Annotated in this window: 22 protein-coding genes; 10 read left to right on the top strand and 12 right to left on the bottom strand. The window is 57.9% G+C overall.

The window, feature by feature from the left end:
• Positions 1–10 precede the first annotated feature (10 nt).
• The 3 genes from DUD43_RS02395 to DUD43_RS02405 are packed head-to-tail and all read left to right on the top strand — an operon-like array spanning position 11 to position 2,562.
• Positions 11–901: a carbohydrate ABC transporter permease gene (locus tag DUD43_RS02395; RefSeq protein ID WP_009463182.1), complete on the top strand. Its 891-nt coding sequence runs from the start codon at positions 11–13 to the stop codon at positions 899–901.
• Entirely contained in the window at positions 901–1,743 is an 843-nt protein-coding gene (locus DUD43_RS02400) for a carbohydrate ABC transporter permease (RefSeq protein WP_153229000.1), read from the top strand. The genes DUD43_RS02395 and DUD43_RS02400 overlap by 1 nt, the downstream gene beginning before the upstream one ends.
• Before the next feature lie 9 nt (positions 1,744–1,752).
• Positions 1,753–2,562 carry a phosphodiesterase gene (locus tag DUD43_RS02405; protein ID WP_153229001.1) on the top strand — a complete coding sequence of 270 codons (810 nt, stop codon included), beginning with the start codon at positions 1,753–1,755 and terminating at the stop codon, positions 2,560–2,562.
• 103 nt (positions 2,563–2,665) lie between these two features.
• On the opposite strand, the gene DUD43_RS02410 is transcribed toward DUD43_RS02405, so the two are convergent.
• The 3 genes from DUD43_RS02410 to DUD43_RS02420 form a co-directional block, all read right to left on the bottom strand.
• Positions 2,666–5,107, bottom strand: a complete 2,442-nt coding sequence (locus DUD43_RS02410; RefSeq protein WP_153229002.1) for a TonB-dependent siderophore receptor — start codon at positions 5,105–5,107, stop codon at positions 2,666–2,668.
• A gap of 148 nt (positions 5,108–5,255) precedes the next feature.
• Entirely contained in the window at positions 5,256–6,251 is a 996-nt protein-coding gene (locus DUD43_RS02415; protein WP_153229003.1) for a FecR family protein, read from the bottom strand.
• Complete coding sequence (locus DUD43_RS02420; RefSeq protein WP_153229004.1) at positions 6,241–6,747, bottom strand: RNA polymerase sigma factor; 507 nt, start codon at positions 6,745–6,747, stop codon at positions 6,241–6,243. Before DUD43_RS02420 ends, DUD43_RS02415 begins: the two co-directional genes overlap by 11 nt.
• 435 nt (positions 6,748–7,182) lie before the next feature.
• Between DUD43_RS02420 and DUD43_RS02425 the strand changes: the two genes are divergently transcribed.
• The 5 genes from DUD43_RS02425 to DUD43_RS02445 all read left to right on the top strand — a co-directional run bounded on the left by DUD43_RS02425 (position 7,183) and on the right by DUD43_RS02445 (position 9,798).
• Positions 7,183–7,890, top strand: coding sequence for a TerC family protein (locus DUD43_RS02425; protein WP_153229005.1), 708 nt, complete (start codon positions 7,183–7,185; stop codon positions 7,888–7,890).
• Between the two features lie 96 nt (positions 7,891–7,986).
• Complete coding sequence (locus tag DUD43_RS02430; protein ID WP_009463196.1) at positions 7,987–8,268, top strand: peptidylprolyl isomerase; 282 nt, start codon at positions 7,987–7,989, stop codon at positions 8,266–8,268.
• Between the two features lie 352 nt (positions 8,269–8,620).
• A complete protein-coding gene (locus tag DUD43_RS02435) occupies positions 8,621–8,887 on the top strand; it encodes a hypothetical protein (protein ID WP_153229006.1) in 267 nt (88 codons plus the stop codon).
• Positions 8,888–8,890: 3 nt separating this feature from the next.
• Complete coding sequence (locus tag DUD43_RS02440) at positions 8,891–9,352, top strand: YaiI/YqxD family protein (protein WP_042482768.1); 462 nt, start codon at positions 8,891–8,893, stop codon at positions 9,350–9,352.
• Positions 9,353–9,423: 71 nt separating this feature from the next.
• The gene (locus DUD43_RS02445; RefSeq protein WP_153229007.1) at positions 9,424–9,798 is read left to right on the top strand and encodes a nucleotide pyrophosphohydrolase; all 375 of its coding nucleotides are present in this window, start codon (positions 9,424–9,426) and stop codon (positions 9,796–9,798) included.
• Between the two features lie 13 nt (positions 9,799–9,811).
• Here the strand turns inward: DUD43_RS02445 and DUD43_RS02450 are convergent, their stop codons facing one another.
• The 5 genes from DUD43_RS02450 to DUD43_RS02470 form a co-directional block, all read right to left on the bottom strand.
• Positions 9,812–10,453: an HD domain-containing protein gene (locus DUD43_RS02450; protein WP_153229008.1), complete on the bottom strand. Its 642-nt coding sequence runs from the start codon at positions 10,451–10,453 to the stop codon at positions 9,812–9,814.
• Between the two features lie 115 nt (positions 10,454–10,568).
• A complete protein-coding gene (locus tag DUD43_RS02455; protein ID WP_153229009.1) occupies positions 10,569–11,543 on the bottom strand; it encodes a Bug family tripartite tricarboxylate transporter substrate binding protein in 975 nt (324 codons plus the stop codon).
• 29 nt (positions 11,544–11,572) lie between these two features.
• The gene (locus tag DUD43_RS02460) at positions 11,573–12,727 is read right to left on the bottom strand and encodes a mandelate racemase/muconate lactonizing enzyme family protein (protein ID WP_153229010.1); all 1,155 of its coding nucleotides are present in this window, start codon (positions 12,725–12,727) and stop codon (positions 11,573–11,575) included.
• 434 nt (positions 12,728–13,161) lie between these two features.
• Positions 13,162–13,542, bottom strand: coding sequence for an RNA-binding S4 domain-containing protein (locus DUD43_RS02465; RefSeq protein WP_153229011.1), 381 nt, complete (start codon positions 13,540–13,542; stop codon positions 13,162–13,164).
• Between the two features lie 33 nt (positions 13,543–13,575).
• On the bottom strand, positions 13,576–15,084 hold the full coding sequence (locus tag DUD43_RS02470; protein WP_153229012.1) for a DHA2 family efflux MFS transporter permease subunit: 1,509 nt from the start codon (positions 15,082–15,084) through the stop codon (positions 13,576–13,578).
• Positions 15,085–15,228: 144 nt separating this feature from the next.
• Between DUD43_RS02470 and DUD43_RS02475 the strand changes: the two genes are divergently transcribed.
• Positions 15,229–15,837, top strand: coding sequence for a TetR/AcrR family transcriptional regulator (locus DUD43_RS02475; RefSeq protein ID WP_153229013.1), 609 nt, complete (start codon positions 15,229–15,231; stop codon positions 15,835–15,837).
• A gap of 95 nt (positions 15,838–15,932) precedes the next feature.
• Here DUD43_RS02475 and DUD43_RS02480 read toward each other — a convergent pair whose 3' ends face one another.
• From DUD43_RS02480 to DUD43_RS02490, 3 genes are all read right to left on the bottom strand, one after another.
• On the bottom strand, positions 15,933–17,246 hold the full coding sequence (locus DUD43_RS02480; RefSeq protein WP_153229014.1) for a ferric reductase-like transmembrane domain-containing protein: 1,314 nt from the start codon (positions 17,244–17,246) through the stop codon (positions 15,933–15,935).
• Positions 17,247–17,508: 262 nt separating this feature from the next.
• Positions 17,509–18,675: an amidase gene (locus tag DUD43_RS02485; RefSeq protein WP_153229015.1), complete on the bottom strand. Its 1,167-nt coding sequence runs from the start codon at positions 18,673–18,675 to the stop codon at positions 17,509–17,511.
• Positions 18,676–18,690: 15 nt separating this feature from the next.
• Positions 18,691–19,683: a Bug family tripartite tricarboxylate transporter substrate binding protein gene (locus DUD43_RS02490; RefSeq protein WP_153229016.1), complete on the bottom strand. Its 993-nt coding sequence runs from the start codon at positions 19,681–19,683 to the stop codon at positions 18,691–18,693.
• A gap of 153 nt (positions 19,684–19,836) precedes the next feature.
• Between DUD43_RS02490 and DUD43_RS02495 the strand changes: the two genes are divergently transcribed.
• The gene (locus tag DUD43_RS02495; RefSeq protein ID WP_153229017.1) at positions 19,837–20,730 is read left to right on the top strand and encodes a LysR family transcriptional regulator; all 894 of its coding nucleotides are present in this window, start codon (positions 19,837–19,839) and stop codon (positions 20,728–20,730) included.
• On the opposite strand, the gene DUD43_RS02500 is transcribed toward DUD43_RS02495, so the two are convergent.
• Positions 20,722–21,576: an AraC family transcriptional regulator gene (locus tag DUD43_RS02500; protein WP_153229018.1), complete on the bottom strand. Its 855-nt coding sequence runs from the start codon at positions 21,574–21,576 to the stop codon at positions 20,722–20,724. The genes DUD43_RS02495 and DUD43_RS02500 overlap by 9 nt on opposite strands.
• Between the last annotated feature and the right edge of the window lie 117 nt (positions 21,577–21,693).

Genomic DNA, 21,693 nt, shown 5'->3' on the forward strand with positions numbered 1-21,693 from the left:
AGGTGCAGGAATGGCTGAACCATTGCGTGTGCTGCGTAAAGAGTGGGTCTTTGCTTACCTCTTGTTGACGCCGCTGTTTGTGCTGCTAAGCGTGTTTGCCTTTATCCCGGCGCTGCACACGTTCTGGTCCAGCCTGTTGAGCAAAGGCACGGCTCGTCGTCCGGCCCAGTTTGTGGGCATGGACAACTACGATGCCATGCTGGCTGACCCGACTTTCTGGCTGGTTCTGAAGAACAATCTTTGGTACGCCGCGATTGTGATTCCGGTGTCCATGGCCCTGGCCTTGCTGATGGCCTTGTGGGCCAACCGGGCCATGAGCATGCGGGCGTGGGTGCGTTGTGCTTACTTCACGCCCACCATGCTGCCCATGATTGCGGCGGCGAACCTGTGGCTGTTTTTCTACACGCCGGATCTGGGTTTGCTGGACCAGATTGCCAAGCTGTTTGGCGCCGGAGCCACCAACTGGCTGGGCCAGCCGCAAACGGCCTTGGGTGCCGTCATGGTGGTGACGATCTGGAAAGAGGCTGGTTTTTTCATGATCTTCTATCTGGCGGCCTTGCAAACCATTCCGCCGGAGTTGCGCGATGCCGCTCGTCTGGAAGGCGCGACCCGCTGGCAGTATGGCCGCCGTGTGCTCTTGCCCTTGCTGGCACCCACGACCCTGTTCATTTTGATCAATGCGCTGATCAACTCGGTCAAGCTGGTTGATCACCTGTTTATCCTGACCAAGGGCGGCCCCAATAATGCCTCCAAGCTGATGCTGTACTGGATCTGGGAAACGGCCTTTGCCTATATGGATACGCCTAGTGCCGCCGTGCTGACGGTTGTGCTCCTGCTGGGGCTGGGTGCCGTCGCTATTTTTCAATTCCGCTACGCTGAACGACGCGTGCACTACCAGTGATGAACATGGACACTGTTTTGACTGCCCCAGGCCGCCCGCTGCGTTTGCCTTCTCTGGATACGGTAGGGGCGCACGCTTTGGCCCTGCTGTGGATTGCGCCCTTGCTGTACGCCTGCTGGGCTGCGTTTCGCGACCCGTCCGCCGCCTTGAGTTTTGACTGGAGCGCAGGCTGGACTTTGGATAACTTTGCTGCCGCCTGGGACCGTGCGCCCTGGCTGCGCTACATCTTCAACACCACCGTGCTGGTGCTGACCATTCTGGTCGGGCAGTTTGTGCTGTGTACCCTGGCCGCTTACGCCTTTGCCCGTTTTCGTTTCTTTGGCAGCCAGTTTCTGTTCATGCTGCTGCTTTTACAGCTGTTCATCCTGCCCGAAGTGCTGATTGTGGAGAACTACCGCATGGTGGCTTTGCTGGGCTGGACGGACACGGTCTGGGGCATGGGTGTGCCTTATATGGCCAGTGCCTTTGGCGTGTTCTTGTTGCGTCAGGCTTTCAAGCAAGTGCCCCGTGAACTGGAAGACGCAGCGCGTCTGGAAGGCTGCAGCCGCCTGGGTGTGCTCTGGCGTGTGTACGTGCCGCTGGTCAAGCCTGTGTACCTGGCTTATGCCCTGGTGTCGGTGTCTACGCACTGGAACAATTTTCTTTGGCCTTTGGTGATCAGCAGCTCTGATCACACCCGGCCTTTGACAGTGGGTTTATCCCTGTTTGGCGCACCGGAAAGTGGTGTCAGTATCTCCCTGATCAGTGCCGCCACATTAATGACTATCTTGCCGCTTTTGCTGGGCTTTTTACTGTTTCAGAAGCAGTTCATGCAGGCCTTTTTACGCGCCGGCATTCGTTAAGGAATTCTGATGAAGATCATCCAGTTTTCGGATCTGCACATTACCCCGCCCGATGGCCTGTTGTTTGGCTCGGACCCTCTGGATCGCTTGCGTAGCTGTGTGGAACATGTCAACCGCCACCACGCCGATGCGGACTTGTGTGTGCTGACGGGTGACCTGACCCATGCCGGTCATCCACGTGCATACGAACGTCTGCGCGAAGGCTTGCAGGACTTGATTCCACCCGTGCGTCTGATGATGGGCAACCACGACAGTCGCAGCGCATTTCATAGCGTGTTTCCACAGGCCACAAGCGATTTGCCCGGTTTTGTGCAGAATGCGGAAACCAGGGGTGACTGGCGTCTGATTTATCTGGACACTTTGGAAGACGGCTACACCAACGGCTATTTGTGTACGCGGCGTCTGGAGTGGTTGCAGCAGGAGCTGGCGGCGCATAGCGGGCCGGTGATGCTGTTTTCCCACCATCCTTTGCCTGCCTTGCAGTACCCGTCCATGGACTGGCTGCGTTTGAGCAATGCCCCGGATCTATTGCCTGTATTGAAAGCACATCCCGCGCCTGTGCATTTGTTCTCCGGCCACGTGCATCGCTGCGCCAGCGGCGTGTGGAATGGCCTGCACTTTGTGACGGTGAATGGCACCAACCATCAGCACGAACTGGATCTGGAGCGTGAGGGGGCGGCTACGTCCACCTTTGAGCCGGCCAGCTATGCGGTGATCTTGCCCAATGCAGACGGCCTGACTGTGCATTTCCAGCCCTTCGGTTACGAGGAACTGCGCTTTCCATACACCGGCGATTTACGTGCCTTGAAATGCATTTGATCCACGCTGTGCCATAACAGCGCTGCCTTGTTGAACATGGCTCCCGATTCCTGGAGGTAATCCAGAGATCGGGAGCCGTTTTTACGATCTGGCCCTGTGCTGCTTAGAAGGAGTAACGCAGGTTCAGCATGGCATTACGCGGTGCGCCGTAATAACCGGTGTAGAAGGTCTGATCCAGCGCGCTCAGGTACTTGCGGTTGAACAGATTGTTGACGTTCAAGGTGGCCGTCAACTGCTTGCTGAAGTCGTAGCGGCCCATCAGGTTGACCACGGCGTAGCTGCTTTGCTCGCCGGTAACGGTCTTGCCCAAATCCCATGGTGTGGCGGTGAAATGGATCTGGCTTTGCCAGTTCACACCACCCCCAATCGTCAGGCGATTCCAGCTGCCGGGCAGGCGGTACGTGGTCCACAGCTTGGCCATATGACGCGGCACCAGGGTTTTGATGCGCTCGCCCTGGGCGTCTTTGGTCTGGCTGTAGGTGTAGCTAAAGGCCATGTTCCAGCCATCGAGCAGCTCGCCCGTTACTTCCATATCCAGGCCCTGCGTCTTGGCGCCTTTGACGGCGGTGTAGGCTGCTTCGCGTTCGGTGCCTGGAACGATAAAGCCACTGTCGGCCACGGCCAGATTGTCCTGGCGGATTTCGTACAGCGCAATGCTGCTGTTCACGCGACCGTCCAGCATTTCGCTTTTCAGGCCGATCTCGTAGTTATCGCCTTTGCGCGGGTCCAGAAAGTTGCCGCTGCGGTCACGATAGCTTTGTGGCTTGAAGATGCTGGTGTAGCTGGCGTAGATCGAATGCTCTTCGTTCAGGTCATACACAATGCCTGCATAAGGGGTGAAGACATTGTCTTCGTGCATGGTTTTCAGGCTGTTGTTCCTGGCCAGTGCAGGGTCGGGATATTGCTGGGACAGGCTGTAGCGATAGTTGCTGATGCGGGTGCCCAGAATAACGGCCAGATCATCGCTGGGCTTCAAGCGCAGCGCGGTATAGCCGCCGTATTGCTTGACGGACAAGTCGTAGTCAAACAGCTTCTCACCGGAGATATTGGGGCGGGCGGGGTTGTTGTCCCACTCGAACATATTGTTCACGGCGGTGCCTTCAATACCGGCATAGCGCATGGGCTCGTGAAAGTTGTCGTACTTGGACGAGTTAAAGCCCAGCACCAGTTCATGCTCGCGCCCGAAGAGCTGGAACGGACCTTTCACATTCACATCAAAGCTGGTCTGACGTTGCTTGGCGCTGGAGACACCGCCATACAGTTTCACGCCTTTGCCGGTGACCGGGTCCGGGTAGCCCCAGGACGCATCGGCACGCTGACCACTGCGGCGGCCTTCCATATGGTTCAAGGACAAGGCCAGCGCCCAGTCGCCCGGCAGTTGCTGATCCAGCTTCAGGAAGCTATTTGTGACTTCCATGGTGTTGGTGCTCCAGCGTGCGCCGGGGCTGGTGTGTACGTCGTAATCGATCTGCTCGCCGGTGTTGTAGAACAGGGGCAGGCCGGAGCCGGTGGAACCGCGTGGATCGTTTTTCTGATAATCCAGCCCCAAAGTCACCAGGGTTGTATCCGTGACATCGGCTTCCAGAACGCCGTAGACAATATCTTTCTTGGTCTTGAAGTAGTCCATGTAGCTATTGCCTTCCTGATGCGCTCCCACCAGACGGCCACGCAAACGGCCGCTGTTTAGCAAAGGCCCGCTCAAATCGACTTGCGCCCTCATCTGATCCCAGGAGCCATAGCTGACTTCGGCATGACCCTGGAAGTCGGCTGTTGGACGCTTGCGCACCATATTGACGATGCCTGAAGGGTCACCAGCGCCAGCCAGCAGACCGGAGGCACCACGCAGCACTTCCACGCGGTCATAAATCGCCATATCCGCCAGCCCCTGGGGGATGTTCTGGCTGACGATATCGGACAGCGTGGACAGGCCGTCCAGCTGATAGTTGTCGATGGCATAGCCACGCGAGTAGATGGTGTAGCGGTCGCTGCCTATGTGCTGGATAGAAATACCGGGTGCTTGTTGCAGCACGCTGCCGATATTGTCCAGCGACTGGTCTTCAATGCGCTGGCGAGTCATGACGCTGACGGTTTGCGGCGTTTCACGCAGCGTCATGTTCAGCTTGGTGGCTGTGGTGGTGGCGCCGTGGCTGGCATAGGTCTGGCTGCCTTCCGTCACGGGCAGGCGACGGCCTACGACACGCACCGGATCCAGCATGGTGGCGTCCGTATTGGGGCGCGACAGGGTGATGGTGTTGTTCTCGCGCCGGTACTCCAGACCGGAACCTTGCAACAGGCTGCGCAGGGCCTCTTCCGGGCGCATGCGGCCCTGAATGGGCGTCGTGCTCAGACCCAGCACCAGCGAGGGCGAGAAAAACACCTGTAGCTGGGTTTGCTCGGCCAGTTTCAGCAGTGCTTCGGACAAGGGCTGGGCAGGAATGTGGATAGGAACAGGATTGTCCTGGGCCAGGGCAGGGGCGCTGGCACTGGCCATCATCAAAGCGAGCAGGACGGGGCGCAGGCGGGGTGGAAAAGCGGTTCGGTTCACAGTGCAGGTTCAGGGTAGGGGTCGGGCATCGCGGTGCCCGGATTCAGATATGTTCTTCAAACGCGATGTTGAGGAACGCTGAATCTAAATACGAGTCAGTCTCACTAAACCCCTCAGCCTGAACCGATTTATTTGAAACCAATTGTAATTACGAGGCGCTGCTCAGCAGTACGCTGCCATCGTCCTGTGTTCTGGCGTGCAGGGGCAGGATCTGTTGCAGGGCTTGAAGCACCGCGCTTTGCTCGTCCAGCAGGAAAGAGGCGGTGACACGTTGTTGGCCGATTTTGGCGTCAGCGATGCGAATGGGCTGCTCGCGGTAGCGGTTGAGTTCAGCAACGACTTCGGACAAGGACAGGTCCCGCACAATCAGGCGTCCTTGCCGCCAGGCGGTGGCAGCGGCCACATCGACTTCGGCCTGGATGCTGAGCCCATCCTGAGGGGAGATCGTGGCGCCCGAGCCTGCAGCCAGATACCGGGTCTGGCGATTCCACCAGCGCCCGCTGGACACTTCCACACTGCCGCTTTCGACCAGCACTTTGACCTGCTCGGCATCGCGGCGCACCGTAAAGCTGGTGCCGGTAACGCGCACTACGGTATTGCCTGCTTTGACGATGAAAGGGCGTTGCGGGCTGGATGCCACGGCACACATCACCTCGCCCTGAATCAGGTCCAGGTGACGGCTGTCCTCATAAAACCGCAGCTCGGCTTGGGTGCCGGTATTCAATTCCAGGCTGGAGCCGTCTGGCAGGGGAACCCAGCGGCGCTCGCCCACGCGCGTTTGCAGGGAAGTGGCGTAGACCGCCTGGGGGCTGAGCAGCAGGCCGGCCAAACCGGCAGAGCCAGCCACGGCGACCAGTGCGCCGGTATTACGGATCAGTTTGCGGCGGCGCAGATCAGGCCGCAGGGGGACTTTGCCGCCATACAGCAAGTTGACCAGATCCTTGTCCAGCGTGCTGGCCAGAGAGCTGAGCTGCTCTACCGCCATGAATTCGCGCTCGTTTTCGGGGTCGGCCTGCAACCATTCCTCCAGCGCTTGCTCGTCCGCCGGGCTAAAGCGGCCCGAATGCAGGCGCGCCGACCATTGGGCGGCGGCTTCGGCAGGGGAGGTGGCATCACTGGGATAGAAAGGAGATTCAGAACTCATCGCGCAGGCGCTCGCGGACAAACTGGCTGGCCAGCGCAATATAACGCTCCACGCTGGCAATGGACAGTTTTAGATGACGGGCAATTTCAGGCTGGGTCCAGCCTTCGATGCGATTCAGGACAAAAGCCCGTCGGTGATTCAAGGGCAGCTCTTCCAGGGCCGCTACCAGAGCCTGGCGCAACTGCTCCGCACTGGCATGGGCATCGGCCCCGTCGGTGACGGGGTGGGCTTCTTCATGCAGCTCGTCCCAGGCCAGGTGCTGGAAGCGGCTGTTGCGACGCCACAGATCAATGGCCCGATGGCGCGCGGACTTGTACAGAAAGTTGCGGGCATGGGCTGCTGTCAGGGTTTTCTGATCTTTTTGAAGCAGGGCCTCCACCGCATCATGAGCGACGTCCTCCGCGTCCGCCGTGCTGCTGAAGCGGCGCAGGCAGGACTGCATGAACTCGCCGTAGTAGGCAAGCCAGCTTTTGCGGGAGAGGCCCGAATTGGACATGAGGGTGGGGAGCTTGAATAAGAAAAAGCAAATTATTGCAAATAGTTCTCATTAACTCAATGGCGCTTCATTCAGGCCGTATCGGGGGGTGAGGTCAGCCTGCAACGTCAATCAGTAACTGGCACCGAAAAATCGTCATGTCCTGCGAAAAGCTTTGTTGTTTCATACAAGATCGTTATACTTGCGAACTATCAGGGGGAGTAGCTTACTTTCCGGCGCATCGTCATCACGGCAATTTGTGTTTTTTGCACATATTCCCGGTGCCCGGGCAACCTTAAGGTTGCAAGCAAGACCTTGCCATTAATGGGCAAGGTGTATCCTCTAAAAACGATATGGCCTGCGTCCTTAATGGATCAGGCCATTTTTGTTTGGGGTGTCGTCCTACAAAGTGGCCGTCGAATTTCAATTCAACAATATGAAAAGGCGGTCTTACACATGATTGAGTTTTTGCAGACGATGAGCTGGGCGGCAGTATTTCAGATCATCCTGATCGATATATTGCTGGGGGGCGATAACGCCGTGGTGATTGCGCTGGCGTGTCGCAATTTGCCTGCACAACAACGCATTAAAGGTATTTTGTGGGGTACGGCTGGTGCCATTGGCCTGCGCGTTGTACTGATTGCCTTTGCCCTGACCTTGCTGGCCGTGCCTTACCTGAAAGTGGTCGGCGCGCTCTTGCTGGTCTGGATTGGCGTGAAACTGCTGATCCCCGAGGATGAAGGCCACGGTAATGTGGAAGGCAGTGCCACCCTGTGGAAAGCCGTTAAAACCATCATCATTGCCGACTTTGTCATGAGCCTGGACAACGTGATCGCCATTGCCGGTGCCGCGCAAACCGCAGACCCGGATCACCAGATTGGCTTGGTGGTGTTTGGTCTGATCGTGAGTGTGCCTATCATCATCTGGGGTAGCACTCTGGTTCTGAAGCTGATCGACCGTTTCCCGTTCGTGGTGACGCTGGGTGCAGCGCTGCTGGGCTGGATCGCTGGTGGCATGATCGTGACCGACGTGAAATTCATCGAGTACTTTGGCGAAGCCTCCACCAGCACCAAGCTGATTGCTGAAGTGGCCGGTGCCTTGTTGATCGTGGGTTTGGGGCATGCCCTGGCTGCCCGCAAGCGCAAACAAGCTGCCCAGGCCTGAAATTGAAACAGCAGGTGTAGAACCGGCGCCGGGGGCTTCGCTTCCGGCATGGTTCTGGGTTAAGCTCAAACGATTTTCTAAAAAAAGGAGTACACCATGGCACAAGCCTCCGCACGCCACATTCTGGTCAGCACCGAAGAGAAAGCGAACGAACTGAAAGCCGCTATCGAAGGTGGTTCTGACTTTGCTCAGGTGGCCAAGGAAAATTCCAGCTGCCCATCGGCCCGCATGGGCGGTGAGCTGGGAACATTTGGCCGTGGCCAAATGGTGCCCGAGTTCGATCAGGTTGTGTTCAGCGCCCCCGTTGGCGTTGTGCAAGGCCCCGTCAAGACTCAGTTCGGCTACCACCTGGTAGAAGTGACTGCACGTCAGGACTGATACGATCAGGCCCGAAAAAACCCGCTACGGCGGGTTTTTTTGTGCATGCTGGTGACCGGCGACTAGTGATTAGGACTCGGACTTGGCTGTTGCTGGGGCTGACAGGCTAGGGAAAAATTGAGTTGCCTTAAAAACCGACGCGGTGCCCAATAAAGAGGCTGTTTTTTGTCTCTTTTCTTGTGCAACAGGTCTGCTTATAGAAACTAATGCTTTGATTGTCAGGACTTATACATAAAAAGTCTGGACATTTGCCTGCAAGCTGCGCAGTATGCCAGCCATACCGGCTCACGGCCTTGTCGCCGTGTTGTTCGCTTACCGTGAGCGAACCAGCCCATTCTTATAAAGAAATTCGATGAAACGCACCGATATGGAAAAACTCAGCGCCGTGAAACTGCTGAGCAATGTAAAAAAAGCGGGTACGCCACAACGCTTTGCGGGTGACTCCGCCGTGGCCGATCGGCGCGAACAACGTCGTCTGGATCAGGCCGCTGGTCTGGTGTCCTTTCCCGTGAAGCTGACCCAGCCCGTCATTGATGCCGTACGCGCTCGCGCTGCAGAGCAAGGCGTATCGACCAATGAAGTGATTGATCGCCTGCTGGCCCAAGCGCTGGACCTGTAATCCATGCAGATTTGGGTTGATGCGGACGCCTGTCCCGTCGTCATCAAAGAAATTCTGTACCGTGCCGGGCAGCGCTGGAGCCGCCATGTGATCCTGGTGGCCAACCAGATGCTGCGCACTCCGCCATCGCCCTGGCTGCGGGCGGTGCAGGTGGCGCGGGGCTTTGACGTGGCGGACGATTACATCGTCCAGCACGCCAGCGTGGGAGACCTGGTGATTACCGCCGACATCCCCCTGGCTGCCCAGGTGCTGGAGCGTAAGGCTCTGGTCCTGACCCCGAGAGGTGAGCGCCTGGACGCCAACAGCATAGGCGAGCGTCTGGCCATGCGCGACATGATGGAAGAACTGCGCAGCACTGGCGTGGATATCGGAGGCCCGGCCCCCTTCAGTCAGGCCGACCGGCGCGAGTTTGCCAACGCACTGGACCGCCTGATGATGAGCCTTAAAACGGCTGCGAGATCGTAAACAGACTTGCCATCCCCCCGGCCCTTGTGTGAGTCTGTTGCTGGATTGAAATTTTTAAAGTGAAGTACGCAATGACAGACTCCAACCGCCCCCTGATGAATTTGACTGGCCTGAACGAGGCCGTCGCCCAGTTCGCCCGCGAGCGTGAGTGGGATCAGTTTCATAGCCCCAAAAATCTGGCCATGGCGCTGACCAACGAAGTGGGCGAGCTGATCGAAATCTTCCAATGGCTGACAGAAGACCAGTCCCGCGAGGTTGGTAACGATCCGAAAACCGCCGAAGCCGTGCGCGATGAACTGGCGGACGTGCAGATTTATTTGAGCCGTCTTGCAGTCGTTCTAGGTGTGGATATGAACGAAGCGGTCACGAATAAGCTGGTGAAGAATGCCCAGAAGTACTCCGCTGATAAGGTGCGGGGGACGAACAAGAAATATACGGAGTTGTAAGAGTAGCCAGGACTTACAGCTCCTCCAGCATTTCCTCTACAAACCGTTCCATTCGTTCATGTCGCTCACGCGCGATTTCCTGTCCGCGCTTCGTCTGAAAACCCTCGGCCAATTTGAATAATTTGGCCGGGAAGTGATCCAGCGCGTAGCGCTTGTCATCCAGAGGGCGATTCTCTGCTTTTGGATCTTCCGGCTCATACAAGCTGGAGCCCATTCGCCCTGCGGTATAGAAGCAGCGAGCTATCCCTAAAGCACCAATGGCATCCAGGCGGTCTGCGTCCTGCAGGATATGGGCCTCCAAGCTGATGGGCGCTATGTTCGCTGAAAAACTGTGGCTTTGAATGGCTTGGCCCACCGCCTCGCAGTCCTGCTCGGACCAGCCCAACTTGGCCAGAATGTGTTGCGCTTGCTCGGCTGACAGAGTGGAAGCACGAGAGCGCAAGGGTGAATTCTTTTCTACCGCAACGCAGTCATGCAGCACCGTTGCTGCCAGCAAAATCCGCAGATCCCCGCCTTCTTTTTCCTGAATCGCACAGACGTTCTTCCAGACGCGCTGCAAGTGTGATTGGTCATGGGAGCCGTCGTTGTGACTGGTGCTGCTGTGGGGCAGGAGTTGGGCGGCAAGCTCTTCAAAGGGGTGGAACAGGCTGGACATGGCTATGGTTCGCTGTAAAGGGTGTCACAGCATAACGCGAAGCAGCAGGGGCAGGACAGACTCAAGAAAAAGGGCTGCCACTGGCAGCCCTGAAGGCAAGTTGCAGCTTTTAGAGTTAGAAGTTGCTCAGCCCCAGATCACTGACCGAGTCGGCCCAATAGTTCAGCTCCTGATCCACATATACCGTGAACTCGGCTGGGCTATTGGTGACCAGGGTTGCTCCGTTCCCCTCCCAGATTTCCTTGATCTTGTCGGTGTTCAAGGCCCGGTGAATGCTGTCTGCCACGCTTTGCACGGTGGCATCCGGCACATCTCCCTGCATGAAAATCCCGTACCAGGTCTGGGCGCTGATCTCATCCAGGCCCAGTTCTTTCAAGGTGGGAACATCCGGCAAGGCAGGAGCGCGTTCCGGGCTGGAGACGGCCAGGGCGCCCAGGCGGCCATTGCGTATCTGCGCCACGGCGGACGGCATGGTCTCGAACATGAAGTCCACTTGATCGCCACTGATCAGCGCCATGACAGCCGGGCCGCTGCCTTTGTAATGCACGGCGGTCATGGTGGTGCCAGATTTCTTTTCCAGCTTGCCGGCCATCAGATGCAGCATGGTAGCGACGCCGCTGGTGCCATAGTTCACGCCAGCGCCTTGCTTGGCGGCGGCCAGCAGGTCGTCCACGCTGTGATAGGGCGAATTGGCGTTCACCACCAGCACATTGGGCATGGCAGCAATCAGAGTGACGGCTTTCAGGTCTTTGCGTGTGTCGTAGGGGAAGTTCTTCAACACGGCAGGCGCAATCATGTGATGCACGGCACCAAACAGGAGCTGATTGTCTGCGGGGCTGGAGTTGGCCACCATGCTGGCACCCAGCACGCCGCCTACGCCTCCTTTATTTTCCACTACAACGGTTTGACCAATTTCATTGCCCAAGGCTTCGGCCAGTGGACGGGCCAGGGTATCGCCCGAACCGCCTGCGGCAGAGGGGACGATCAGCCGCACCGGGCGCTCGGCCCAGGCGGGGGGAGCTGCCCAGCTTTGGGGCGCGGCAGCAAAGATAAAACTGAGGGCAAGTACAACACGGGACCAGGGTTTCATGTCTGTTTACCTCCTCGGTAGTAGTCGGTTTAGCCTTTGCCGGAGCCCAGGCTGCCGGGGTTGCTGCGCAGCTTGTCGATTTGATCTTGTCGTGGTGTCAGCCCCAGGCCGGGGGCGTCGGGCATGCGCAGCCAGCCCTGTTCGGGCTGAGGCAGGCCGGTGTAGATCTCGGCCATCATGGCGCTGGCGGCCAGGTGCCATTCCACATCGCCGCCGTTGAGCAAACCGCAGTGCAGGTGACCGTTGTGGGAGGGGAAAGCCCCGCCATTGGCGACGGAAGCGTTAAAGCTTTCTGCCAGGGCGAAGATCTTGCGGGACTGGGTGAAACCGCCGGAGATCAGCACGTTGGGCTGCAAAATATCGACAGCCTGTTGCATCAGCAGATCCCGGAAGCGATAGGACTGGCCTTCGTTCTGGCCAGCGGCAATGGTGATGCCTGTGCTTTGACGCAGTTCGCGCAAGCGGCCCGTGTCGTTCTGGGTGATGGGTTCTTCAAAAAAACCTACGTCCAGATCACGGGCATGGCGGGCGATGGCTTTGGCGTGCACATAGTCCAGGCTGCAGTTGCCGTCGATGTACAAAGGGATGTCGGCGGGAATAGCCTCGCGTACCAGGCTCATGCGGCGCATGTCCTGGCGGATCAGGTCGGCCAGCGGGCGCGGTTCGTCGCGACGTTGCAGACCGTGATGGCCTACCACCATCTTCAGGCCCTTGAAGCCTTGATCCACGCAGTCGCGTGCCACTTTGATCAACTCTTCTTCACCCAGGAAGGCAAAGCCGAACGTCGCGTAGGCAGGCACTTTTTCTCGGGCACCGCCCAGCAGTTTCCATACGGGCAGACCCAGAGCTTTGCCCTTGATGTCCCACAGGGCAATGTCCAGTGCGGAGATGGCGTGCATGGCATAGCCCGTCTGGCCGCGAGGACACACGTTCCAGTACATGCGGTCCCACAGGCGCTCGGTGTTCAAGGGGTCTTGCCCGATCAGGTCGCTGGCCAGAATATCGTTGATGGTGCTGGCAACGGGGTGCTCTTCGGTAATGGCGCTAAGCCCATAGCCGGTGATGCCTTCATCGGTCTCGATTTCCACATGACAGATGGCCAGGTTGGTGGGTTTTATGATGCCCGCGCTATCGAACTTGAAAGGCACGTTCAAGGGAATGGCGCGTACTGCCGTGATCTTCATTTTCCTGTCTCCTCACATTTTTTTGAATGCGTTTGCATGTAATTGTTTTAGGTTTATAGCGTTTTGTTGCAAGCGCGATCAATGGTGTAAACCCTTGATTTTATTGATATATAAAAGCGTAATCTGATATATCAAAAAGGGTTTTGGAGCTTTTTTGAAGCTCTTTAGTGGAGGGGTTCTAGCATTGGGGGATTCTTTGGGAGACGGGAATCCAGGCGTTTTATGGAGAGTTTGGAAGCAGCGCAGGGGCTGGCTGAATAAGTAGCTAGACAGGGCTGGAAGGAGGTAAGCAGGAGCGGGTTTTATTCCCTGGCCAGATCGTCGTGAAACCTTGGCGATAGGCTCGTCGAAAGAACGATCCATAAAAAAACCCTGCCAAGCAGGGCAGCTTGGCGGGGCTTTTTCTGTATCGTGAAGTAGGTGCAGCGGGCGGACTATTTACCCCTCAGCACCTGCATCTGACGGCGATCTTTTTTGGTCGGACGGCCAGCATCAAAATCCAGTGCAGGCTCGGGTGCCAGACGGCGTTGTTCGGCGGCCTGTGCGCGGCGTGCGCTACTTTCTTCCGTTTCCTGATACAGCTGACGGGCAACCGGGGCGGGGCCACGCACGCCACTTAATGCAGTGACATGAACCTCCATGGCCGGAGTTTCTTTGCGCAGGGTAATCACATCACCAATGGAGACCTCGCGGGCAGGCTTGGTGTTTTGCTGATTCAGCAAAACCCGCCCTTTGGTGATCTCTTCAGAAGCCAGGCTGCGCGTCTTGTAAAAGCGCGCTGCCCAGAGCCATTTATCCAGTCGTAATTTGTCCATGCGCCATTGTAAATCCAGTCTGCAATAGTCGGGTTAATGCAGTTCCACCGCAGCGGCAGGCGCTGCCTGCACACGAGGCAAGCGCAGGCGCAGCAACAGAACCAGGCTGAAAACAGCCAGCAATCCGGCCCAGAACATGACGCGGTGGAAGCCGTCTGCCCAGGCGTGCTGAATGGCTTGCATCCAGAACAAGGCATCTGCCGAGGCAGGCAGATTCACCTGGCCGGAAGTGATGATTTGCTGAGCCTGCTCCAGCATGGGATTGACCGGATCAAGGCGGCTGGACAAGGAGCTGACTGCGCCCTGGCTCATCAAGGAGGCCAGCAGGGCAACGCCCAAGGTCATGCCGGTTTGGCGAATGGTGTTGGTGGTGGCTGATGCCATACCGGACCGCTCACGCGGCACCAGATTCATGACCAAGGTACTGCATGCCGGGACGGACAAGCCCATGCCAATGCCCAGTACGGCCAAAGCGAAACCTGCCATCCAGTAGGAAGCGCCGGGTTGCAGCAGCATCATTAACCAGGAACCGGCTGCCATCAGGCCAAAGCCCATGGTCAGGATCAGCTTCAAGCCAAAGCGTTGGCTCAAGGCACCGAAACGGGAGGCCAGCACGGCCATGCCGATGAACTGGGGCGCCAGCCCCCAGCCGGTTTGGGTGGCGCTCCAGCCCAAGGCGTTCTGGAAGAACAGGGATAGGAAAAACACATTGCTATAGGCGGCAAAACCCAGCACAAAGGAGGCGATATTGGCGGTGCTGAAGCGGTAGTCCCGGAACAGGCTCAAAGGCAGCAAGGGGCGGGTGACGCGGGTTTGGGCATAGATAAACGCCACGAAGGTGACAGCGGCCACGCCCAGGGAGCGAATTGTCTCGGTAGCGTGCCAGCCTTGCTCACCTGCGCAGATCAGGCCATAGGTCAGGGAGCCGAGCCAGATAACGCTAAGCAACTGGCCGATAGGGTCGAAGGCCGCATGTTCCGGGTTGGCCGACTCCTGAATGCCCCACATCCCTAAGCCCAGGGTCAGCAAACCCAGGGGCAGGTTCAGGCTGAAGATCGACGGCCAGTCGGCCACATCGACCAGCACACCGCCCAGAATCGGGCCCAGTACCAGAGCCAGAGCGCTGAAGGAAGACCAGCCGCCAATGACGCGGGCACGCTGGGCAGGGTCCGGGAAGGCGTGGGTCAGGATGGATAAGGCGCCGGGAATAAGCAAAGCCCCGGCCATGCCTTGCACGACGCGGCCCCAGAGCAAGGCAGTCAGTGAACCGGCCAGGGCGCACATCATGGAACCAACGGTAAAGGCCAGCACACCCAGTAGCCAGCTTTTCTTGCGTCCGTAGCGATCCCCCAGCAACCCGGCGGACAACATGAAGGCGGACAGGCACAACGCATAGGAATCCACAATCCATTGCAGCCCGGCCATATCGGTTTGCAGGGCTTGTTGCATGCGTGGCAAGGCAAGATTCACGATGCTGATGTCCAGGGTGACCATGAAAGTCCCCAGGTAAATGGCGATGGTTAGAGCGAGTCGGCGAGTCATAGTATTCGATAAATGAGAATTATTATCGACGACTATAAAATATTGACTGACTGTCAGTCAATAAGAAATAAACAGGCTGGCTAAAATAGTGCAGTGACACCCGACGAGGTACTTTGTCGGGTTTTTTCTGATACCTTGACGCCCATGACCGCCGCTAAAACACCTCGTACCCAACCCTCTGAAGTTCGCCGCCGAGATTTATTGGAGGCGGCTGCTACCTTGTTTCTGCAACAGGGGTTTGATGCGACCCCGGTCGATGAAATTGTGTTGCGGGCGGGCATGTCCAAGGGCTTGTTCTATCACTACTTCAGCTCCAAGCAGGAGATCCTGGCCGCTCTGCGCGAGCAGTTCATCCAGCAGTTTCATGACCGCGTGCAAGGGGCCCTGGAGCAAGCGCCGGAAGATGATTGGGTGCAGCGTCTGGCCTGTTGGATTCGGGCGTCGGTACAAGCGTATAGAGACACGCTGGAGATGCATGATCTGGTGTTTTCAGACCATATGCGCAGCAATTATCAGGGTGAACGCAATACGGTGACCGAGCCCTTGCACATGATCCTGAACGAAGGGCAGAAAGCCGGTGCCTGGTCGGTGGCCGATGTGGATTTGACCGCCTGGGTGATCTACCAGGGCATGCATGGTGCGGTCGACAATATGGGTCTGGAAACCCCGGAGCAGTGGGCCGCCATGGAGAACAATCTGGTGACTCTTTTTGTGTCCATGCTCGGGGCGACGCCACCTCACCAAAATACCTAGGCTGTTCTCGTCGCACTGGACTTCTGCACTCCGCATAAGCAGAACTGGCCTTGTTCTGATTGATGAACAAGGCCGGTTGCTGGATGAGCAAAGGCTTAGCGGAACTGGAAGTGTTCCTTGTGCAGGGTCCAGGATTTCGCAGGCAAAGTCTGCTTGAGTTCACGCCGCAACTGCCTGCCCATGGCCGCCGGGCCACAGAACCAGATATGCAAAGGCATGTCGGCATGGTAGTACTGCAGCACCTCTCTGGGCGTCCAGCGACGGCCGTCCGCATAGATTTCCAGATTCACATCCGGGTGTTCCTTGGCGGCCTTGCTCAAGGCCTGGGCCAGCGGGTCCGAGCTGTGCTGACAGGCATATTGCAAATAGGCATAGGGCGCGTGACCTTCCTGGTGTTCCTGGCTTAACCAGGATAGAAATGGAGTGGCCCCAACCCCGGCTCCCACCCAGATATAGATTCCCTTTTCATCGCTGCCCGGTTGGGTGAAGCGGCCATACGGGCCATCCAGCTCGATGTTCTGCCCGATATGCAAACGTTCGGGCAAGCGGCGGGTCCAGTCGCCCAGTTGCTTGATGTGAAAGCGGACAATCTGGTTGTCCTGATCCGCATCGGACAAGGTGAATGGATGGGACTCGGACTCGCCTTTCAAGCGCAAAAAGGCGAATTGCCCGGCCTGATGGCCCGGCCAGGATTGGTCCATGCGGCATTGCACCTCCAGCACATCGCCTTGCGAGGTACAGGAGATGACGGTGCCGGTATGGGGGTAGGCCGAACTCAGATTACGCAGCAGCTGAATACAGGCTGCTGCCGTCCCGATCACCATGGTGATCGCCAGCGCCCAGCCGCCTATGCCGCTCCAGTAAGCAGGGGGCGTCAGTACCACGCCATGAAAGATCAGGATCAAATAGGCCACCGGCATCAGACGATGCAGGCTGTACCATTTTTTATAGGAAATCGTGCGGCGCGCCAGGGTGATGATCAGCATCAGAATCAGCGCATAAAACGTCCATTCGCCCAGTGACTTGGCATAGGGTTTGAACAGGCTGATCCATTCAGGGACAGGCGTTTTGGCCAGACGGCCGCCCGTGCCGATAGCCGCTGAAATCAGGCCTTTGGATTCCTTGCTGAGCCAATGGGCCAGACTGAGCAAAATGGCGATGATGCCCAGCCATTTATGCAGCCTGTAGGCTTTGTCCATGCCACCCAGCCAGGGTTCCAGACGGCGGGGGCGCAGAGCCAGAACCATAATGGCCGTCATGGTGCCCAGTGCCAGAATGCCGGTCAGCAGCATGCCTTCTTGTCGGACCACCCACAGCGTATCGCCTGGTGGCGACGGGGCCAGCCACAGGGCTTCGACAGCCCAGATCAAAAAGAAAGTGGAGAGCAACAGTAAGAGAGGGCGACGCATGGCCTTTTCCGGATTGTTTGAAAGAGCCGGATGCTGCGTAGTCGCGATTTGAAGAACGTACCGACGCAGCGCACCGGGAACACCTTATTGATGTTAGTACGCCGCCTGGTCGTCTGTAGAGCCAGTATTCAAGGGGGCTTTGAGAAAACTCAAAGCACTCCTAAATATTTGTTATTTAAAGCATTTGTTAATGATTCTGGTTGCTGTTTACTCTATTTCTGCTTGTTTCAGAGGTAACTGTTTTGATTGTTTTTCCGGCTGCTCAGACCGGGCAGATCAGCGATGCCAGATCCAGCAAAGCCGCATCTTCATGAGGCTGTCCGATCAGTTGCAGGCCCAAAGGCAGCGGGCTGTCTTGACCAGGGGCGGGCAGGCTCAGGGTAGGCCAGCCCAGCAAGGACCAGGGACGGTTCAGCACTGAAGAGCCGGTGCTGTCCAGCCCATATGGAGCCGGTCCAGGTGCTGCCGGAGTCAGCAAGGCGTCGAACTGGCCATAACGATCCTGCCATTCTGTTTGCAGCTGACGGCGGCGTGCCTGCCAGGCATGGTAGTCCGCCGGGGGCAGGTCCAGTCCCTGCTTGATGGCTTGCACCGTAATGGGTCGCAGGGCATCCGGGCTGGCTTGCCAGACGGGCAACAGGCTGCGGGCCATTTCATACGCCATGATCTGGCCTTGCAGAATTAGCAGCTCTTTCAGTTGCGGGTCCGCAGGCAGATGTTCCAGTTGGGCACCTTGTTGTTCCAGGTGCTGGCAACCTTGCTCCAAGGCGGCAAGCGCAGCCGGTGTAATCGGCCCCAGATCTTTGCCATCCAGCACGCCAATGCGTGGCGCGGTGGGCACATGAATATCAGGCAGACCCTGCAAGACCGTGGCCACGCGGCGCAGCACGGACAGGTCCCGGCTGAAGTAGCCAATGGTGTCCAGGCTGTCGCACAACAAGAAAAGACCGCTGCGATGCACCGCGCCAAAGCTGGGTTTGAAACCCAGAATGCCGGTAAACGCAGCGGGGCGCATCATGGAGCCGCCCGTTTGGGTGCCCAATGCAAAATCAACCATGCCTGCTGCTACGGCCGCTGCCGAACCACTGGAAGAACCGCCGGGCGTATGCTCCAGGTTCAGCGGGTTGCGGGTGGGGCCGGGGGCCGCGTAGGCAAATTCGGCGGTGACGGTTTTGCCCAAGGCAATGGCACCGGCCTGCCGCAGCAGGGCAACACAGGCGGCATCCCGTTCGGCGGGCCGCGCATCGGGGAAATGCGCGCCGTAGCACGTGGGCATGCCGTGGACATCCAGCACATCCTTCACACCAAAACTCAAACCCGCCAAGGGGCCGGTGGGATTGGTGCTGATACAGGTGGCCGGATCAGCCAGCCAGGACCAGGCCTGGATAGCCTGATCCTGCGTAGCGAGAGGGGAAGGGATTGCAGTCATAAGCGAGAACTGGAACTACTGAATCGAGATGTTCTGTGCCTTGATCAGCGCGGTCCAGCGTTTGGTTTCTTCTTTCGCAAAAGCGGTAAATTCTTCAGGGGTGCCACCCACGACTTCTGCACCTTGGGACTCCACAATCTGACGATAGTCGGGGTCTTTCAGGGCGTCGTTGACGGCCTTGTTCAGTTTTTCCAGCACATCGGCAGGCAAGCCAGCGGGCGCAATCACGCCAAACCAGTTCGATGCCACCAGATCCACTCCTTGCTCTTTGAAGGTGGGCGTATCAGGCATGGCTTTCAGACGTTCTTCGGAGGTTACTCCCAGCACGCGCAGGCGCGGGTTGTCGATTTGCATATGGGGCAGGAACAGGCTGGCCAGTTCCAGATAGAAGGAGATATTGCCGGCCAGCAAATCGTTCGATGCGGGCGCGCCGCCACGGTAGGGCACGTGTACCGCGTCAAAGCCGGAGGTAGCTTTGAACTGTTCAGTCAGCAAGTGCGAGGCACCGCCTGCGCCGGTGGAGGCGTAGTCCAGTTTTTCCGGGTTTTTCTGGCCGTCGGTGACCAGGTCAGCCAAGGACTTGTAGGGCGAGTTGCTGTTCACACCCAGTGCCATGGCACCGCGTTCGATCAGGGCGATGGGCTGCAAATCCTGCTCAGGATCAAAGGGCAGGTTGCTGCCGTACAGCGCCTTGTTCACCGACATGGGACCAAAGTTGCCCAGGCCGATGGTGTAGCCGTTGGGCTTGGCGCGGGCAATCATGCTGGTGCCGATATTGCCGCTGGCGCCGGGCTTGTTTTCCACCACAATGGTCACGCCCAGGCTGTCGCTCATTTTTTGAGCCAGCATGCGCGAGCGGGTGTCCGAGCTGCCACCCGCAGCGTAAGGCACCACAAAGGTAATGGCTTGCGAAGGGTAGCTTGCGTCGGCCATGGCCGAACCGGAACCCAGCAAAGTCAGGGTCAGCAGGCCGCTCAGCAAAGGGGCGCGATGCTTGAATACCGTCATGTTTATCTCCTGCGGTGGGCCAATTTCGCAGTGACGTGCAGGTTGGCCCTGTTTTTGATAAGTGTCAGGACGGATGGTAGTAAGAGCTGATTATGTTGTCTAATACTAAAAATAATCCTTATTGATCTGTTTTAAAACCTAATTGGTGGGCATATGCTGGACTCCAAATTAAGCGAGATGTTCCTGGTGGTGGCGGAAGAACTGCATTTCGGCCGGGCCGCCCAGCGTTTGTTCATGACACAGCCACCGTTGAGTCAAGCCATACGCAGGCTGGAAGAGCAGATCGGGGCGACCTTGTTCATCCGCACCACACGCACGGTGCAATTGACGGCGGCGGGCGAGGAATTGCAGCGTCGTTTGCGCCTGATCGGCAACGAGCTGGAGCAGACCTTGCAGGCGGTACAGCAAGTGCATAGAGGCGAGACTGGCATGTTGCGCATAGCCCTGACCCCCAGCAGTGCCTATGCCGGGGTGTCCAAGCATTTGCATCGTTTTCGGCAGGACTTCCCGCAAGTGGATATACAGATCTACGAGATGAATTCCAGCGATATGCCTGCGGCTCTTTATGAGCGCCGGGTGGATGTGGCCTTGATCCGGCCTTCCTTTGCTGTACCGGATTTGAACCCGCAACTGGTAGAGTCCGAACCCATGATGTTTGTGGTGAGGCGTGACGATCCGCGTGCCCAGCAACATAGCCAGGGACTGACCTTACACCAGGCTTTTTCCTACGAAATGGTGGCGTATTCGCGTCAGCAGTCGCGCTACTTTCATCTCTTGCAGCAACGGATGTTGCAGCGCTCAGGCTGCCTGCCGCGTTTTGCACAGGAAAGCATGGTGCCCACGGTATTGGTCATGGTTGAAGCGGGCATTGCGCCTGCCATCGTGCCCGCTTCTCTGGCGCGCTTGCGTACCGATACCCTGGAGTATCTGCCCCTGCTGGATGCAGACGATATTGCGGCCGAGCTGATGAGTGCTTATGTCTCGGACAATACCAACCCGGCCTTGATGAATTTTCTGGCGGTGCTGGAGCAGCATCGCTCAAGCTGATTGACGCTCGGCCAGCCATTCCCGCATGGATTGGCCGGTGCGCTGACGAAACAGGCGGGACAGGGCAGACGGGTTGGCATAGCCCAGATCCAGAGCAATGCGTTTGGCAGACTGACCTTGTGCCAGGCGCTGGCAGGCTAGCGACAAACGCCATTGAGCCAGATAGTCTGCCGGTGTGTCGCCCACCCAATGCTTGAACTGCACGGCAAAAGCGCTGCGCGACATCTTGGCTTCCTGTGCCAGCGATTGCACGGTCCAGTCCCGACCGGGATCGGCCTGAATTGCCAGCAGGGCGCGTGCGACAGGTGGGTGTGACAAACCCCGGAACAGGCCCACCGGAATCTCGCAACGATCCGGATGGTCAAAGAGCCAGCGCAGCAATTGCAGCAACACAATCTCGAACAGGCGGTCTGCCAGCAGACGATGACCGCAGCGCACGGACTCCGTTTCAGCAAAGAGCAGGCCCAGTGCCTGTTCCAGACCCGCCGCTTCTTCCAGTGGCACGATGATCAGATCGGGCAGGGAACGGGCCAAGGGGTGATGCTCACCACCATCAAAATCCAGGGTGGCGCAGGTGAAATCCGAGCCTTCATTGGGCAGATCGTAAAAGGCATGCTCCAGCGGACGGGGATAAAACAGCAGGCTGGGGCGATCAATGGTCATGACTTCCGGCACGGGATCGCGCGGATCGTGGCGCACGCTTAACTGGCCGCGCCGCAGAATGTGCAAGAAGGCCCGGCCGGGCTGGGCCGCAAAGCGGGTCACGCCACATAAAGAGCCGTTGTAGAACAAATGTGCCCGAACACGGAATTGTTCCAGCAGAAGGGAGAGGCGATCCAGGTTCATGAAAACATCCTCGTCTGGATGAAAAGGTAAGTTGTCGGGACTAATCTTATCCAATGATCTTGATCTTGGCGAGACACTATCCCTGCAAGCTTTTTTCGGCCACCCCGGCCCACTTCA

This window comes from Alcaligenes faecalis (assembly GCF_009497775.1).
GTDB classification, from domain to species: domain Bacteria; phylum Pseudomonadota; class Gammaproteobacteria; order Burkholderiales; family Burkholderiaceae_B; genus Alcaligenes; species Alcaligenes faecalis_D.